The organism is Pseudomonas sp. 2FG, assembly GCF_005502935.1.
Lineage (GTDB): Bacteria > Pseudomonadota > Gammaproteobacteria > Pseudomonadales > Pseudomonadaceae > Aquipseudomonas.
The window spans coordinates 103967-119965 of the sequence record NZ_SCMP01000009.1; the positions used below are offsets into that span (position 1 = coordinate 103967).

Annotated in this window: 12 protein-coding genes; 5 read left to right on the top strand and 7 right to left on the bottom strand. The window is 61.2% G+C overall.

The window, feature by feature from the left end:
* Positions 1–10 precede the first annotated feature (10 nt).
* The gene (locus FFS13_RS11150) at positions 11–1045 is read right to left on the bottom strand and encodes a 2Fe-2S iron-sulfur cluster binding domain-containing protein (protein WP_137819167.1); all 1035 of its coding nucleotides are present in this window, start codon (positions 1043–1045) and stop codon (positions 11–13) included.
* A gap of 148 nt (positions 1046–1193) precedes the next feature.
* Here FFS13_RS11150 and FFS13_RS11155 point away from each other — a divergent pair, with 148 nt between their 5' ends.
* From FFS13_RS11155 to FFS13_RS11175, 5 genes are all read left to right on the top strand, one after another.
* Entirely contained in the window at positions 1194–2204 is a 1011-nt protein-coding gene (locus FFS13_RS11155) for an AraC family transcriptional regulator (RefSeq protein ID WP_137819168.1), read from the top strand.
* Positions 2205–2610: 406 nt separating this feature from the next.
* Complete coding sequence (locus FFS13_RS11160; RefSeq protein ID WP_137819169.1) at positions 2611–4515, top strand: DUF1302 domain-containing protein; 1905 nt, start codon at positions 2611–2613, stop codon at positions 4513–4515.
* A gap of 31 nt (positions 4516–4546) precedes the next feature.
* On the top strand, positions 4547–5920 hold the full coding sequence (locus tag FFS13_RS11165; protein ID WP_137819170.1) for a DUF1329 domain-containing protein: 1374 nt from the start codon (positions 4547–4549) through the stop codon (positions 5918–5920).
* A 284-nt stretch (positions 5921–6204) separates the two neighbouring features.
* Positions 6205–8574: a LuxR C-terminal-related transcriptional regulator gene (locus FFS13_RS20260; RefSeq protein ID WP_171006468.1), complete on the top strand. Its 2370-nt coding sequence runs from the start codon at positions 6205–6207 to the stop codon at positions 8572–8574.
* 180 nt (positions 8575–8754) lie between these two features.
* On the top strand, positions 8755–10335 hold the full coding sequence (locus tag FFS13_RS11175; protein ID WP_137819172.1) for a GMC family oxidoreductase: 1581 nt from the start codon (positions 8755–8757) through the stop codon (positions 10333–10335).
* 48 nt (positions 10336–10383) lie between these two features.
* On the opposite strand, the gene FFS13_RS11180 is transcribed toward FFS13_RS11175, so the two are convergent.
* From FFS13_RS11180 to parA, 6 genes are all read right to left on the bottom strand, one after another.
* Positions 10384–11391 carry an AraC family transcriptional regulator gene (locus FFS13_RS11180; RefSeq protein WP_137819173.1) on the bottom strand — a complete coding sequence of 336 codons (1008 nt, stop codon included), beginning with the start codon at positions 11389–11391 and terminating at the stop codon, positions 10384–10386.
* Positions 11392–11569: 178 nt separating this feature from the next.
* Entirely contained in the window at positions 11570–13543 is a 1974-nt protein-coding gene (locus FFS13_RS11185) for a relaxase/mobilization nuclease and DUF3363 domain-containing protein (protein ID WP_137819174.1), read from the bottom strand.
* 436 nt (positions 13544–13979) lie between these two features.
* Entirely contained in the window at positions 13980–14543 is a 564-nt protein-coding gene (locus FFS13_RS11195) for a S26 family signal peptidase (RefSeq protein WP_137819176.1), read from the bottom strand.
* The gene (locus FFS13_RS11200) at positions 14540–15073 is read right to left on the bottom strand and encodes a DUF2840 domain-containing protein (protein ID WP_137819177.1); all 534 of its coding nucleotides are present in this window, start codon (positions 15071–15073) and stop codon (positions 14540–14542) included. Before FFS13_RS11200 ends, FFS13_RS11195 begins: the two co-directional genes overlap by 4 nt.
* Positions 15070–15321 carry a chromosome partitioning protein ParB gene (locus FFS13_RS11205; protein ID WP_137819178.1) on the bottom strand — a complete coding sequence of 84 codons (252 nt, stop codon included), beginning with the start codon at positions 15319–15321 and terminating at the stop codon, positions 15070–15072. The genes FFS13_RS11200 and FFS13_RS11205 overlap by 4 nt, the downstream gene beginning before the upstream one ends.
* Positions 15318–15956, bottom strand: coding sequence for a ParA family partition ATPase (parA, locus tag FFS13_RS11210; RefSeq protein WP_137819179.1), 639 nt, complete (start codon positions 15954–15956; stop codon positions 15318–15320). The genes FFS13_RS11205 and parA overlap by 4 nt, the downstream gene beginning before the upstream one ends.
* Positions 15957–15999 lie beyond the last annotated feature (43 nt).

The window sequence follows — 15999 nt, forward strand, 5'->3', positions numbered from 1 at the left end:
TGAGGAATAATCAGGCAGTGGCCGCGAGCAAGTCATGGTTAGCAGTAAATCGATCAGCACGGATGTGCTCAGAAGCCACTCCGCAGCTGCGCAGCATCGATACTGCGCTATCGATCATGGCAGGGGGCCCACACAGATAGGCGTGGGCACCATCCTCCAGAAGCGTGGATATGAGTTCAGTCACCAGCCCTCTGGCACCCTGCCAACTAGCATTGCTAGCTGCCTCGGAAAGAACTGGTACAAAACGAAACGATGCACGCCACTGAGCAGCCAAAGCATTAATCGCATCAAGCGCATAAAGGTCACGCTCTTCGCGGGCACCGAATAGCAAAGTGACCGGGCGCTGGCCACCCGCGACAAGCGCCTCTTCGAGCAAAGCCAGAATTGGGGCAAGACCACTTCCACCTGCCACTAATAGCAGTGGGGCTGCGGCCGGACGCAAGTAAAACTCGCCCATAGGCCCTTGAACTACCGCACCCTGCCCCAGCAGCGATTGGTCGTTGACTAGACCAGTCACGCGACCATTGGGTACCTTACGAATGAAGAAGATCACCTTGCCGTCGGGCTGCGGCCTACTCGCGAAAGAGAAACTGCGGGAATACTGCGGCAAAACGTCGAGGCAGATATCCGCATACTGGCCAGCCTTGTAGGGCAGACTCTCTTCCAACTGGATCACTAGCTTGATGATGTCGTGGGTGAGCTTTTCTTGCGCTACCACCTTACCCCGAACCTTTCGACGGGCCTGAAAAGCAGCAAGATCCACTTCAATGCTCACCTCACCCTTGGGAACACTCTGACAGGCCAGGATGTAGCCGGCATCCAGCTCCTCATCACTGAGGATGTAGCCGGTTTCAGTCAACTCCTTCACCTGACCCGATATCAGCTTGCACTTGCAACTGGCACAGCCGCCCACACGGCAGCTATGGGGGAAATCAATGCCTTGGCGCAGAGCCGCGTGCAGCAGGGTTTCACCTGGCTTGACGTCTACCCCAATACCATTGATAAGCGCTGCTGAAGCTTTGCGCTTAGCGAAAAATGAAAACATGCGTCCTCCGGGAATCATTATTGGAATAGGAGCTGCGGACGTTCACATCCTAACGACGACTCAGGGCGAGCAAGAGGTTCAGGATTGACAAATAGAGGTCATTTATTGACAATTTACCCAGCACTGAATCATCGCGGGAGTGATAGCCATGCTCGACTTCGTCTTGCCTGTGCAGTACTTACGGCAAATCGCCGAGCTGGTTCGGGTCTTTGGCGTAAATCCAGAAGATTGGCTAGCACGCAGCCAACTGACCCTAAACCAGATAGGCGAAGCTAGCTTCCAACCCAGCTTCGACGTGTTCCGCCAACTAACTGAAGACGCCTTGATACTGACCGACGAACCGGCGCTCGGCTTGTTACTGGGTGAGCGGCTGGTTATCAACACGCATGGAATTCTCGGTTTCGCTGCGCAGCAGAGCGAATCGCTTAGCCAGGCCATTCAATTGGTACAGCGCTATCTAGCGTTACGCACCACCCTGTTTGACCTTGAGCACGAGCACGACGAGACAACCCAGCTAGAGCACCTCCGCTTCCGGGCAAACTTCACTCTGGGTGCCTGCGAGCGAACACTGTTTGAAGCAGTGATGCTGGCGGTAAAGAATATTTTCGACGCGATCACCTTGGGTTGCGCCAGACCTCGACAAGTCAGCTTCCCCTTCCCAGAACCAACTTATGCCAACCTGGCAATCGACATGTTCGGTTGCGAAATAGCCTATGGGCAGAGTTGGGCTGGCTTCACTCTGGACACCGAGCTACTTGGACAGCCTCTCAAAATGGCCGACCCGGCAGCCTTCCGAGAAGCCGAAAAAATCTGTCAGCAAGAGCTGGGAAAGCTGGCAGCCAAGACATCAACCAGCGCAGGCGTGCGAAGGATAATGCTGGAGAAACAACACGGTTTCCCAAGCCTGAACGTTACCGCACGGCTGTTCCACCTAACGCCACGCACTCTCCATCGCCGACTACTTGAAGAGGGCACGTCCTTCAAAGAGATCCTCGAGGAGGTACGCCATACACTGGCGGTTGAACATCTCAAAGCTGGTCATTTAACGATGGGGGAGATCGCCTATACATTGGGCTACACAGATCTCGCAAACTTCCGTAGAGCCTTCAAACGGTGGACGGGCACACCTCCCTCTCATTACCTCAGGCACCGAAGGTAAAGCAGGTAAAGCAGGTAAAGCAGCAGAATAAACAGCGGACTACCCCCACACTCGCAGCCATTATCAAAACATGTGAAACGCCCCATTACCCTAGGCCCATCAGAGGCCAACCAAGCCGTCTCAAGTGAGCAATCTGCACAGTAGCTAATGCTGGATTCTCATAGTCCGAGAGAAATTTATACAGCAGCTCCCCACTGTTACCACCCCACCGTTACCACTTCACACACGCCGCGCGTAGCCAGACTAAAAAGCCTATTTTCCCTGTAGTTCTGGATCCTCAAAACCCGCAAAAAACCGCAGGCTCATTACAAAGCATGAGCTTAAAGACCACTCTTTCATCCGTTACCCGCCCCGTGACGATTGATTACTTTTGCCGTCGTTCAACCACCACACACAGGGGTAGCGCATGATTACAACAATAAGGCGCGCGAGCTTTCGACCGCATGCACTGGCGGCGGCAATCGCACTGGGTCTCTCAAGCGGAGTACAAGCAGTAACCTTCAACATTGGCGAGGTTGAGGGCCAGCTCGACTCCTCGCTTTCTGTCGGAGCCAGTTGGTCGATGCGCGGTGCCGATCCGGAGCTGATCGGCGGCCACAACGGCGGCGAGGGACTGTCGCAGACATCCGACGACGGCCGTCTGAACTTCAAGAAGGGCGAGACCTTCTCCAAAATCTTCAAGGGCATCCACGATCTCGAACTGAGATACGGTGATAGCGGTGCCTTCATCCGCGGCAAGTATTGGTACGACTTTGAACTGAAGGATGAGCAACGCCTATTCAAGGATATCGACGACCACAACCGCAAGGAGGCCGCGAAGGCGTCCGGCGCACAGTTCCTCGACGCCTTCGTCTACCATAACTACTTCATCGGCGAGCAACCTGGCTCCGTACGCTTGGGCAAGCAGGTAGTTAGCTGGGGCGAGAGCACCTTCATCCTCAACTCGATCAACTCGATCAACCCAATCGACGCGGCAGCCTTCCGCCGACCGGGGGCGGAGATCAAGGAAGGCCTGATCCCGGTAAACATGTTCTATGTCTCGCAGAGCCTGACCGAGAACCTGTCCGCCGAGGTCTTCTACCAGTTGGAGTGGGATCAGACTGTCGTCGACAACTGCGGAACCTTCTTCGCTCAGTTCGACAGTGTGGCCGATGGGTGCGACGGCAATCTGAATGTTCTGACACCAGCATTGGCACCCTTCGGCAATGCGCTCGGTTATCAGGCAACATCGGAAGGCGTAATCGTGCCACGCAGCGGTGATCGCGACGCACGCGACGACGGCCAATGGGGTCTGGCGCTGCGCTATACCTTCGAGCCGCTGGATACCGAGTTCGGCGCTTATGCAATGAACTATCACAGCCGCACGCCGTTCTACAGCACCAGAGCAGCAGGTCAGGCTGAGTATCTGGAGTCCCTCGACGTGGTGCTGGGCAATGTCCCCGGGGTTCCAGGTGGCGTGCCAGGAATAGCCATCGCCAATGTGGCCGGCGGCAGCCAGTACTTCATGGAGTATCCAGAAGACATCCGCCTGTATGGCCTGAGCTTCGCCACCACGTTGCCTACCGGCACCGCATGGTCTGGCGAGGTCAGCTACCGCCCGAATGCTCCAGTGCAGCTCAACTCCACCGATGTGACCTACGCACCGGTTCGCGGTTTGGCGCAATTCGATCCCTCGTTCAGCCAGTTCTCACTGCTGGGCGGCGATCCTTCCTCGATTCCCGGCAGTACCCTGCATGGCTACAACCGCAAGGAAATCACCCAATTCCAGACCACCTTTGTCCACTTCCTCGATCAAGTGATGGGCGCCGCGCGCGTGACCCTAATCGGCGAAGTCGGCGTGGTACATGTCGGCGGACTGGAAAAGACCTCCGAGGCACGGTATGGCCGCGACGCGGTGTTTGGTCCAGGCGAGTTGCCGGGCGTCCTGACCGGGGGCCTGCCAAGCTGCACGGCGATCAACGCAGACATCTTCTCCGGCACACCGGCTTCGGCCAATGCCAGCGCGCATTGCAACGATGACGGCTTCGTCACCAGCACGGCTTGGGGTTATCGCACCCGCGCCATCTGGGACTACAACGACGTGTTCGCCGGGGTGAACCTCAAGCCGAGCGTAGCCTTCTCGCATGACGTCGACGGCAATGGCCCCAACGGCCTGTTCACCGAAGGTTCCAAAGCCATCAGCCTGGCTCTGGATGCCGACTACGAGAACACTTACACCACCAGTCTGTCCTACACGGATTTCTTCGGTGGTGATTACAACACTTCGATTGACCGCGACTTCCTGGCGCTCAGCTTCGGCATGAGCTTCTAAGCCCAGAGCGGAATTAAGAATGGATAAAACGATGATCACAACCAAATCCCTTATGCAAACCGGTGCCCTTGCACTGTCTCTGTTGGCCGCCAGTGTGATGGCCAAGGTTTCTCCGGACGAAGCAGCCAAGCTGGGCGCCAGCCTGACCCCGATCGGAGCAGAGAAGGCCGGAAATGTCGATGGCAGTATTCCCGAATGGGCCGGCGGCCTGCCGACCAACGCCGGTACAGTAGACGCCAAAGGTTTCCTCTCTGATCCCTTCGCCAGCGAGCAGCCGCTGTTCACCATCACAGCGGCCAATGCAGAGCAGTACAAGGACAAGCTGTCCGCCGGACAGTTAGCGATGCTCAAACGCTACCCGGAGACCTACAAGATTCCGGTGTATCCGACCCACCGTAGCGCGGTGCTGCCGGACGCAATGTACGCGGCGGCCAAGACTAGCGCCCTCAATACCGAAGGCGTCGACGGTGGCAACGGCCTCAAGGGTTTCGGTGACAGCCGCTACTACGCCTTCCCGATCCCCAAAAGCGGTGTCGAGGTGGTGTGGAACCATACCAGCCGTTACCGCGGCGGTAACATCAAGCGTTACATGACCCGTGTGCAACCGCAGGCCAACGGTAGCTTCACCATGGTGCAGTTCACCGACGAAGTGTCTTACCCGGGTAACCTGCCGGATCAGGACAAGAGCAAGGCAGAGAACATCTTGTTCTACTTCATCCAGAAGGTAACTGCCCCGGCGCGCCTAGCCGGTGACGTACTGCTGGTACACGAGACCATCGACCAGGTCAAAGAGCCTCGCATGGCCTGGGTTTACAACTCCGGTCAGCGCCGCGTTCGCCGCGCCCCGCAGGTAGCCTACGACGGCCCAGCTCCTGCTTCCGAAAACCTGGCCACTTCGGACAACTACGATATGTTTAACGGAGCGCCAGATCGCTACACTTGGGAGCTAGTCGGCAAGAAGGAGATGTACATCCCCTACAACAGCTACAAGCTGGATTCGCCGAGTCTGAAGTACAAAGACATCCTCCAGGCTGGACATATCAACCAAGATCTGACCCGTTATGAGCTGCATCGGGTCTGGGAAGTGGTAGCCAAAGTTAAGCCGGGCGAACGTCATATTTACGCCACCCGCCACATGTACTTCGATGAAGACAGCTGGCAGCTGGCGCTAGTAGATCACTACGATGGCCGAGGCCAACTATGGCGCGTGGGAGAGGGGCATATACAGCAGTACTACCACAAGCAAGTACCCGGCTATACCGCCGAAACACTGTATGACCTGATTTCCGGCCGATACTCGGTGCTTGGTCTGAAGAACGAAGAGAAACAGAGCTTTGAATTCGGCGCCAAGGCCACTGCCTCTAGCTATACCCCAGCGGCGCTACGCCAAACTGGTGTACGCTGACATAATTCTGCAACGCCGCTCCATCACTTCATACGGCCCTCTTGGGCCGTTTTTTGTTGCTAACGTATTTGCGCACATCCATCACCCTCTGTAAGGATGAAATGACCTCTTACTGGCTTCCGAGCAAAATCATGGCATCGCCACCTCTTTCTAGCCTGCCCCGGTCTCCTTCCAACCATCTGCCCCGTCCGCGCTTGCGTGATGCCTTGCTGCAGGCCAGCTGCCGCCTACGCCTGCTATGCGCCCCAGCCGGCAGCGGTAAGAGTGTATTACTCGGCGAGTGTATGCGGCTAAAGCCAGAAGACACCGGCACAGTGCATCTCGACCTACGCGGTCAACCACTGGGTACCGAGTCTTTTGTGCAACGCCTGGGAGCGGCTCTGGGCCTTGGCGAGGCATCTCAGGCCGCCATTGGGCGTCGCCTGCAGGAGCAAGCGCAGCCGCTCTGGCTGGTGCTCGACGACTACCCGCGCCTCCCCGACGCCTCGCTCGACCTGCTCTTGAACGAGCTGATCCTTGGCTCGTCGGCCCAGGTGCACTGGTGGATCACCAGCCGCCGCCGACCGCAACTGCAGCTAGCCAGACTGCTACTAGATGGAGAGCTATTCGAGCTGGGCAGCCAGGAGCTAGCATTCAGCGAAAACGAACTGGGAGAGCTACTGCAGCTCGCAGGCCATCAATGGTCGCGATCAACCCAGTTGGAGCTACTGGAGCAGACCCAAGGCTGGTGCGTGGGCCTGCGTGTGCGCCTACATGGCATCAAGCCTGGTCAGTTCTTGGCGGCAGACGGTAGCGGTACGCTGCTTCTGGACTACCTCAAGCGCGAAGTGCTGAATGAGCTGCCTGATGATTGGCAGCAGGCCCTCTACACTCTGGCCCAGTTCCCCACCTTTGAGCGCGAGATGTGCGATCACTTGCTCGGTGCCGGCGAAGGAGTGCAACTTCTGGAGCATTTGCGCGAAGCTGGCCTGTTCATTGAGGCCGCAGACCAAGACGGCAGACGGCTACGCGTACAGCCAGCCATAGCCCCCCTCCTGGCAGGGCAGTTGCCGAGCGGCATGACCAAGGCTCTATTCCGCAAGGCGTGCCAGTGGTACATCAGCCGCGAGCAAATACGCCCAGCGCTGGAGTACGCGCTTAAAGCTGATCAGCCAGAAGTGGCCGCCAGCCTGATGCAACGCTACACCCAGGATCGCCTGCTCCAAGGCCGCGGCCTTGCCCTGCTGCTGGAGTGGCGCCGTGAGCTTCCGGCCTCCCTGCTCAGCAGCACCCCGCGCCTGGCCCTGCTCAACGCCTGGGCCCTGCTACTCAGCGGCCGGCTCGACGAAGTCCCGGACTACCTGGTGGCGCTAGAGCGATTCCTGCCACAGCCCGACGCGCGACACCAACAGGAACTGATCGCTGAGTGGAAGGCTCTAGCCGGCAAACTGGCCTTTCACAGCGGCGATGCCGAACGAGCCCGCATTCTACTGGCCGAGGCTGTCGCCGAACTGCCTGAAAGATCCTGGGGCCAGCGCCTCCTCTGCCATCTGGCACAGATCGATCAAGCACTTATTGAGGGTCACTTCGATCTGGCCCAAGAGCTCAACCGCGTGTCCATCAAGCAGGCCCGTGAGCACGCCAACCTGGCCTTCGAAAGTCTAGTGGCACTGGAGCACGCCAAGCTGCTGGAAATCCGCGGCGAGCTGCTACGCGCAGAAACCTTGCTCAGCCGCCTGTATACCGAGCTGTCCGACGCCAGGGACGACACCGAGCCAAGCCCAATGCGCGGACGTACACAACTGCTGCGCGCGGGTCTGCTGTTGCAACGTGGTTGCTACCAAGAAGCCGAAGCTGCTTTTGCTTCAGGCCTGCAGGAATGTCAGGCTTGTGCCGACCCGGCCGCCGTCTGGGGCCACCTGGGTTTGGCTGAGCTGAGCGCCCTGCACGGCGATCTTGCCGACGCCTTCACTCGTATCGCCGATGCCGAGCGTCTGATGCAATACAGCCACATCAACGCGCAGCTGTATCAAGGCTTACTGTTGCTGACCAAGGCCCGACTATGGCTCAGTCAGGGCCGCCACGCCCAGGCCGAAAAAGCCCTGCGCGCCCTGCTAGTGAAGGGTCCCCGACTACCACCGTTCGGCGCTCCTGAACTCAACCTGCGCCTGCGCCTGGCACTGACCCAGGCGCAGCTCGCCAGCGAACAGCCGGAGCTGGCACTGGCCGACCTGCACGCACTGCTCAATCAGGCAATTGACACGGGCCGCCGACCGCTGGCCTGTGAGATCGGCTTCAGCCTGGCCGAGGGCCTCCACGCCAGCAACAGGCAAGCGCAAGCCAAGCAAGCTCTGCTTGATGCCCTAGCACTGGCCCGGCAGATGGGCTTGGCCAGCGTCGAGCGAGCCTTTGCCCAGCGTAACCCGGCGATGATGCGCTGGGCCGCCGAGAGCAGCGGGGCTGGTGACGGCAGCCCAGCCGCCCTGCTAAGCCGACGCGAGCTGGACGTGCTCAAACTGATCGCCCAAGGCTGCTCCAACCAGCAGATCGCCGAGAGCCTGTTCATCTCTCTGCACACAGTGAAGACTCACGCCCAGAACATAAACTTCAAACTCGGCGTGGCGCGCCGAACCCAGGCTGTGGCGCGCGCCAAGGAGCTTGGCCTGGCGGGCTGAACCAGGCTTTGGTCTCCCCAGAACTACGCATTACCTAGCGCACCCAAGCGACGATCGATGTATCACCTCGCCATCATAGTCACCAAAAGTCAAAAAACAGTCGTAAAAAGCCAATAAAACCCCACCCAAAACCACCAAGAATTCCACTGTTCTCCTCGCCACCAATTGAGACCCGCACAGATGGAATTCGACTACATTATCGTCGGCGCCGGCTCTGCCGGCTGCGTCTTGGCCAACCGACTGAGCGCCAACCCGGACACTCGCGTCTGCCTGCTGGAGGCTGGGCCGGAAGATACCTCTCCACTGATCCACACGCCGGTGGGCGTCGCCGCGATCCTGCCAACCCGTCACGTCAATTGGGCCTTCGATACTGTGGTGCAGCCTGGTCTGAATGGTCGCATCGGCTATCAGCCACGCGGCAAGGTGTTGGGGGGAAGCAGTTCGATCAACGGAATGATCTACATCCGTGGCCACCAAAGCGACTTCGACGACTGGCAAGCCTTGGGCAACCCCGGCTGGTCCTTCGCCGATGTGCTGCCGTTCTTTCGCAAAAGCGAGATGCACCACAGCGGTAACAGTGAATTCCATGGCGGCGAAGGTGAACTGTACGTCGGTCGAGCCCACCGTCATGCCGCCACCGAAGCTTTCGTCGAAGCCGCAATTCAGGCTGGCCACTCCTACACCTCGGACTTCAATGGTGTGCAGCAGGAAGGCGTCGGCTACTACGACGTAACCATCCGCGACGGGCGCCGCTGGAGCACCGCCACCGCCTTCCTCAAGCCGATCCGCCACCGCGAAAACCTCACCGTACTCACTGGTGCCCACGTCGAGCGCATACTGCTGCAAGGCAAGCAGGCCGTTGGCGTGCAAGCTCTGATCAAGGGTCGGCGCCTGCAACTGAAGGCGCACAAGGAAGTGCTGCTGGCCGCTGGCGCTTTCGGCAGCCCGCACCTGCTAATGCTATCTGGCATAGGCCCGGAGGCCGAGTTCAAACCACTGGGTATCGCTGTGCAACACGAACTGCCGGGCGTCGGCCAGAACCTGCAGGATCATCCGGACATCGTGCTCTGCTACAAAAGCCGCGACACCTCGCTGCTGGGCTTCTCTCTCGGCGGTAGCATGAAGATGGGCAAGGCACTGATCGACTATCTGCGCAACCAAAAAGGCCCATTGGGTAGCAATTGTGCCGAAGGAGGCGGTTTCCTCAAAACAGCCCCCGACTTGGCGCGCCCAGATATCCAGTTGCACTCGGTGATCGGCACAGTCGATGACCACAACCGCAAGCTTCACTGGGGCCACGGTTTCAGCTGTCATGTCTGCGTACTGCGGCCCAAAAGCATCGGTAGCGTCGGCCTGACATCCGCGGACCCAAGCGCAGCACCGCGCATCGACCCCAACTTCCTTGGCCACGACGACGATGTGCAGACTCTTCTCAAGGGCTATCGTATGGCTCGCGAGATAGTAGCTCAGGCCCCCATGGCGCGCTTCGGCCTCAAGGACATGTACAGCCAGAACCTACACAGTGATGAACAGTTGATTGAATTGCTACGCCGCCGCACCGACTCTATCTATCATCCAATCGGCACCTGCAAGATGGGGCAGGACGAGATGGCCGTGGTCGACAGCCAACTGCGAGTGCACGGCATTGAGGGTCTGCGAGTGATAGACGCCTCCATCATGCCGACCTTAGTCGGTGGCAACACCAACGCAGCCTCAATCATGATCGCCGAGCGCGGTGCCGAATGGGTAGCCTCTGCCTGAGGCAGATAACAAGACAGAAAGGGCTCTCCAACGCACGTAGGCTGGAACTTACTGCCTTTCCAACAACTGGCGGCGCCGCGCCCGTGGCGCCATGCTGAACCAACGTCGGCAAGCACGGTTGAACACACTCTGTTCGCTATAACCGAGCAAGCCGGCGACCTGTGACATCGGCATGTCTCGCTCGGCTAGGTAACAGTCGGCACGCTCCCGGCGCACTGCCTCCAAAAGGTCCTCGAATCCACTGCCCTGCTCAGCTAAGCGCCGCTGCAACACCCTCTCGTGCAACCCCAGCTGTTCGGCCACCAGCGGCAGGCGACAGCGCTGGGTCGGCAACATGCGCAGGATGAGAAACTCCACCTGAGACCGCAAATCTTGAGGCCGCGCCGCATAGGCACTGAGGTACTGGACCAAGGTACGGTATAGCAGCGGATCCCTAAGCTCGATGGCCTGCTCCAGCTGATCACGGTGAAGGACCAGAGCATTGCAATCCTGCCCTTTGAAGACGTTAGTGTTGAAGTAACGGCGATAACGGGCAACGGGTAGTGGACTGATGCCGCTGAAAAGAACGGCCTGAGCTCTGAAGCTTGAGCCACACAGCAGCTTCATAGTGTTATGGGCAACCCCGAGGGCCAACTCCTGTAGCTGCCGCGGCTGTAAAGCACCCGGTAAACGAATATCGATGCGCAATCGCGATGTCTCTGGCTCGCCGCTTTCTAGCTCAAGACGAATCCCTGGGCTGTGATAACCGATGAAACGGACTATTTCCTCCAGAGCCTGCCCCACAGTTGCAGCACTGCGCGCGATCAGAGCGATCGGACCAAGTACATGCACGTCCTGATACTGGGCCATACGTAAACCGAAGTCGGGGCAGTCCAGAACCAATGCAACGTGCTCCAGCACCTCAATAAACGAGCGAAGCGGAACGCGTGCCTCCTCATCCCCAAGCAACCGGGGGTCAATGTGGTACTGCCGCAACAAGGACTCAGACTGGCCACCCAACTGGCTCACCAGTTCGCTGAATCCCCAAAAGGAAGTGGTACGAATAAGAGTAGTCATGCTGACTGGAGTCCAATCACCATCAGAGCAGCCTCACAAGCCGTAAACAGCCCCTTCGTCAAAGACGCACCACCTGGCTGCAAATGGGCATGCCTACGAGACGCGCTTTGTCGAAGCCTCTTAGCATACCCGCCACCATCAAGTATGAACTACCCCCGCTCCGGTAGGCATCCCCGGCCTATACACCCCGCGACCGACTGATTTCCCAGGACACGCCGCCACCGTGCACGGTGGCGGTAATCTGCTGCCCCAGGCGCTGTTCGATCACCGGTCTCCATGGCACCAGACTGAATCCTTTGCCATCATCCAGCACAGCGTAACGTCCACTGGCGAGCATGACGCTGCGCCGATAGATGCCGGCCATACGCTGCCCGTCGTCCATAGGCCGATGCTCCAACCCGGTTTCGGCTGCGATGCCCCGAGCGGCCTGGGCCAGCTCCCGGCCGCGCAGCGTCGCCAGCAGGTTACGCGCCAGGATCACGCGCTGACCTTGTCTCTCGGCCAGCCCCTGCTCGACCAGGAAGTCGGCACGCTGCTGCATGGCCTGCCTCACCTCACCAGCAAATCCGAGATCACCCAACCCTCGCCCGCCGCCGATCAGTTGCTGGTCCAGCCAGGTGGCTCCGATCATACGGGCCTGTCGCTCAATAGGTAGATGCGATTTCAGCTCCACAGACACTCCACCTAGACGCTGCGCGTCGTACTGGCGGCCACGCTCGGGCAGATCGTCAGGTACCTTCCAAAGCCCCTCAGCTATGCGTTCCACGATGCCGGCACGTCGCAGGGCTTCCAGACGGCGGACGTGGGCCGCGACGATTTCCTGCGGGGCACAGCCATCCTTAGCCTGCCCTTGGGCAATCGCAAGGTGATGATCTGTGCGGTACAGGCCGTCACTCGACAGCGCGACGATGGTACGGTCGGCCACGCGTATCTCGGCCGAGGCACGCACCTCCACCACCGATCCTGCGGGATAGTTCGCCAGTTCGTCGCGGGCATTGAGAGAAACGTAGTGGGCCTTGCCGTCGGCCCCATCTATGACCAGGTAAGCCCGGTCACGCAGCTCGTCGGCCAGCCCCTTGGCGGCCACCCGGCCGATCACCGCACGCGCCCCCTCACCCGGCTCGAACACCGCCAAATCACGCGACTGGCCGCTCATGGCGCGCTGCAGGGTGCGGATGATGTCACCCCGCTCGCCCAGCACACGCAAGGTCTTCTCCGCATCGTCCTGAACGATCCAGATGCCGGGCCGAACCTCATCGGCCAAGCCCATACGCTGCAAGCACTGCAGGCGGCCGATCAGCAACAGCCGCTGGCGCTGCAGCCGCGGTTCGTTGAGGCGTTCGATCTGCAGCAGGCCCTCGCCACCAGCCTCACGCTGCAGGGTGCGATCCAGGCTCGTCCAGCGCTCCTGTTCTACTTCGCGCTGCAGGGTCTGTTGGATCTCCAGCTCGGTGCGCGGCCCCAGCCATTCGGTAGTGAGTTCAGCGGCCCGGTGACGGAAGCCATGGGCGATGTAATCGCTCGCGATGATGAGGTCCTTGCCGGTATCGTCACGCCCGCGCAATACGATATGGGTATGCGGGCTATCGGTGTTCCAATGATCCACCGCCACCCAATCCAGCCTCGTGCCCAGGTCAGCCTCCATGCGCCCCATCAGTTGCCGGGTGTAGGTACGCAAGTCGTCCAGCTCGGCACCATCCTCGGGTGCGACGATGAAGCGGAAATGGTGTCTGTCGTCGGTGCAGCGCTCCCTGAAGGCGCCGAGGTCGGCATCGTCCGCCTGCGGCCCGTAGGCCCTCCCCGGTTCGCCATCACGACCGGCGCCGTCGCGCTCGATGTAGCGCAGATGCTTGACCAGCGATTGCGGGCTGGCCTGGCGCTGATTGACCAGCAAAGTCTTGATGGTCACCCGGCGCGAGAATGGCGTGAGCGAGGCGCCGGCGAAACGTGCCGCCGTGTACCCTCGCCCCAGCCGCGAGCCGGGCCGCTGGCCGGCGTGTTGCCCCTTGCTGCAGGCCAGTGCCGGCCGGCGCACAGCCGACTTGCCGCCGGCCTTGCCGACCTGCTTGAGCACCTTGGACACGAAGCACTTGTCGCGGTTTTTCGGCGCGCTGGGGCGCACGCGGAAATCGTCATCGCGTCGGTCGGTCATGACTGCTCCCTCGGTAAGCCAGGGCGTGTTCTGGCGTGCGAAGCACGCGGACATGCCGGCATCTGCGCGTGCTGCATGCACCACACGGCACGGCGGCGAAACCGCACCGTGCCGCTCCTCCCCCACGTGCAGACTGAAGTTGCGGGAGGCCATGTGCCGCCCCCTTTTGTCTTGCCTTCCGCCCTTGCCTCTCGCATGCGCTCCAGGCGTCGTCGGCCCGGAGGCGTTACGCTGCTCGAAGCCAGTCCACCGGCGAACGCTGTGACGGCCACGGGCCGCGTGCGCTCGAGGCAAGACGCCTGCACATTGGACGAATGCGCCGGAGGTTGCGCGAAGCGCGGTGCGAACGCACCTGTACGGCACGCGCAACGACACGGCGACAGCCAGCAGGGCGACACGCCGGATGGCACGACGAAGTGCAGCAAGTCGGTACCCATCATCGGCCCGTCTCCAGCCAGAGCGAATGCGCGACGCCGAGCACGGCGGAGGCGGCAATTGGCCCAAAATAGCGACTGTCGAACGACGCCGGATTGGTCGTACTCAGCAGGAACAGCTCTCCGGGCCGAAGTCGGCGACAACCCGGCCAGGCCCGCAATGACCGGCCCATTCGATCGGTATGCAATGCGACGGCCACGGGCACGCCGTCGATGCGCACGGCTCCGTCAGTGACGCACACCTCCTGCGGTGCCACCGCACCCACGCGTTTGAGCAGCGGGATGCCCGTCGGCAGGTAGCCGCGCTGCGCGGCAAACAATGCGACGGCGTCCGGTAGCCGGGTCAGCACGATGCTGCCAACCGGCAGCGAGTCGGTCCGTCGTCCTGATGAATCGACGCGATACCAGCCGACCGCCACGCTGTCCGAAGGGTTGTAGATGACGCGGGCATCGGGCTGCATGAAGGACACCCAGGCGAGCGCGGCGAGGCCGCAGGCGGACAGGCCTGCCAGCACGATGCGAGCACGCAGAAGCGAGCGAGGACGCGGGGCGGCGCCGATGGTCATGACAGCAGCCTCCCCGTCAGCCAGGCAGCATGCCGCTCGGCCGTGTACGCCGGCAGCGGCAGGCGCGCGGCGAGCCGGTTGCCCAATGTGCGCCAGTACGCGGGCGAAACGGCGCCCGGCGCGATGCCCAAGGCCTCAATGGCGTCGATCTGTGGAAGCACGGCGCGCACGGCTGACTCGCTCTCGGCGTGCAGCAGCAGTCGCGCGCCCGGCAGCACGCCGGGGATGCGCTGTGCCGCGTCCAGCGACGTGCAAGCCTGCATCACCATGAGCTGCCAGCGGATCGTGCCGTAGTCGTTGGCCTGCCAGCGGATACGGCAGAAGACGACACCCGGCAGGAACATCGCGACACGTCGCCAATGGTCCAGGCGGGTGATACGCGCCGGCTCGCCGAAGCGCAGGTAGAGCTTGATGCGCTGCTCCACGTAGGCGAGCGAGACGCGAGTCAGTTGCGCGGCATCGGTCTGGCCAGGGAGCACCATGTGCAACGGCAGCGGCGCAGGCATTGCCACCGAGGGCTGGGTATTCATGGGGCTTTCTCCGGGAACTCGCGTTCCAGCAGCGCGCGCAGCAGATCGGCCACCGTCACCCCCTGGGTGAACGCCGAGACCTTGATGCGGGCGCGCATGGCGGGCGTGATGTCGAGGGTCAGGCGCGCGGTGTAGAGGTCGCCCTTCTGCAGGCCGCCGAAGTCGCCCTGGCGAACCCACGCCTCGGCGTGCGGATTCGCTGGCGGACGCGCGCCGATGGCCATGCGCTTGCCGTGTTCGCTGGTCATACCGTCCACCGCAGCAACTCGTCGACCAGCGCGGCAATTTCGCGCGCGGCAGCGCTGTCCGGTGCTGTCTCGCGGGCGAGCCGTCCGGCGGCCACGCTGTCTGCGAAGACAATGCGCTGACGCACCTCGGCGCGCAGCGCCGGCAGCGGCTGGTCGGCCAATGCCTGGCGCGCCTCGCGGCCGATGATGGTGGTACTGACGCGCCGGTTGATGACGAAGGCCGCGCGCAGCGCAGGCCGGAACATCTGCGCCTCGCGGATCAGCGCGACCATTTCGGCGCTGGCCCACAGATCATAAGGGCTGGGCTGCACGGGGATCAGCACGCAATCGGCCGCCAGCAGTGCGGAACGCGCCAGGGCGGCGATGCGCGGCGGGCCGTCGATGACCAGGTGATCGGCGCGACGCGCCAGATCGGGTGCCTCTAGGTGCAGGGTCTCGCGAGCGAGACCCACAGCACCGAACAAGCGTGGTAGGCCCTGCTGGGCGCGCCGCTGCGTCCAGTCTAGCGCCGAGCCCTGCGGGTCGGAATCCAGCAGGACCACATGCTGGCCGCGCATCGCCAGTTCGCCCGCGATGTGGGTGGCGAGCGTGGTCTTGCCGACGCCGCCTTTCTGATTGAGCAAGGCAATGATCATGGCGCGGCCCTCCCTGCAGAGAGGCCGACCTGGCCGTGCCGTT

What these genes read in the sequence shown, in the direction of transcription:
- FFS13_RS11150 (WP_137819167.1), bottom strand. Translation starts at nt 1,045, where the DNA reads ATGTTTTCATTTTTCGCTAAGCGCAAAGCTTCAGCAGCGCTTATCAAT.
- FFS13_RS11155 (WP_137819168.1), top strand. Translation starts at nt 1,194, where the DNA reads ATGCTCGACTTCGTCTTGCCTGTGCAGTACTTACGGCAAATCGCCGAG.
- FFS13_RS11160 (WP_137819169.1), top strand. Translation starts at nt 2,611, where the DNA reads ATGATTACAACAATAAGGCGCGCGAGCTTTCGACCGCATGCACTGGCG.
- FFS13_RS11165 (WP_137819170.1), top strand. Translation starts at nt 4,547, where the DNA reads ATGATCACAACCAAATCCCTTATGCAAACCGGTGCCCTTGCACTGTCT.
- FFS13_RS20260 (WP_171006468.1), top strand. Translation starts at nt 6,205, where the DNA reads ATGCGGCTAAAGCCAGAAGACACCGGCACAGTGCATCTCGACCTACGC.
- FFS13_RS11175 (WP_137819172.1), top strand. Translation starts at nt 8,755, where the DNA reads ATGGAATTCGACTACATTATCGTCGGCGCCGGCTCTGCCGGCTGCGTC.
- FFS13_RS11180 (WP_137819173.1), bottom strand. Translation starts at nt 11,391, where the DNA reads ATGACTACTCTTATTCGTACCACTTCCTTTTGGGGATTCAGCGAACTG.
- FFS13_RS11185 (WP_137819174.1), bottom strand. Translation starts at nt 13,543, where the DNA reads ATGACCGACCGACGCGATGACGATTTCCGCGTGCGCCCCAGCGCGCCG.
- FFS13_RS11195 (WP_137819176.1), bottom strand. Translation starts at nt 14,543, where the DNA reads ATGACCATCGGCGCCGCCCCGCGTCCTCGCTCGCTTCTGCGTGCTCGC.
- FFS13_RS11200 (WP_137819177.1), bottom strand. Translation starts at nt 15,073, where the DNA reads ATGAATACCCAGCCCTCGGTGGCAATGCCTGCGCCGCTGCCGTTGCAC.
- FFS13_RS11205 (WP_137819178.1), bottom strand. Translation starts at nt 15,321, where the DNA reads ATGACCAGCGAACACGGCAAGCGCATGGCCATCGGCGCGCGTCCGCCA.
- parA (WP_137819179.1), bottom strand. Translation starts at nt 15,956, where the DNA reads ATGATCATTGCCTTGCTCAATCAGAAAGGCGGCGTCGGCAAGACCACG.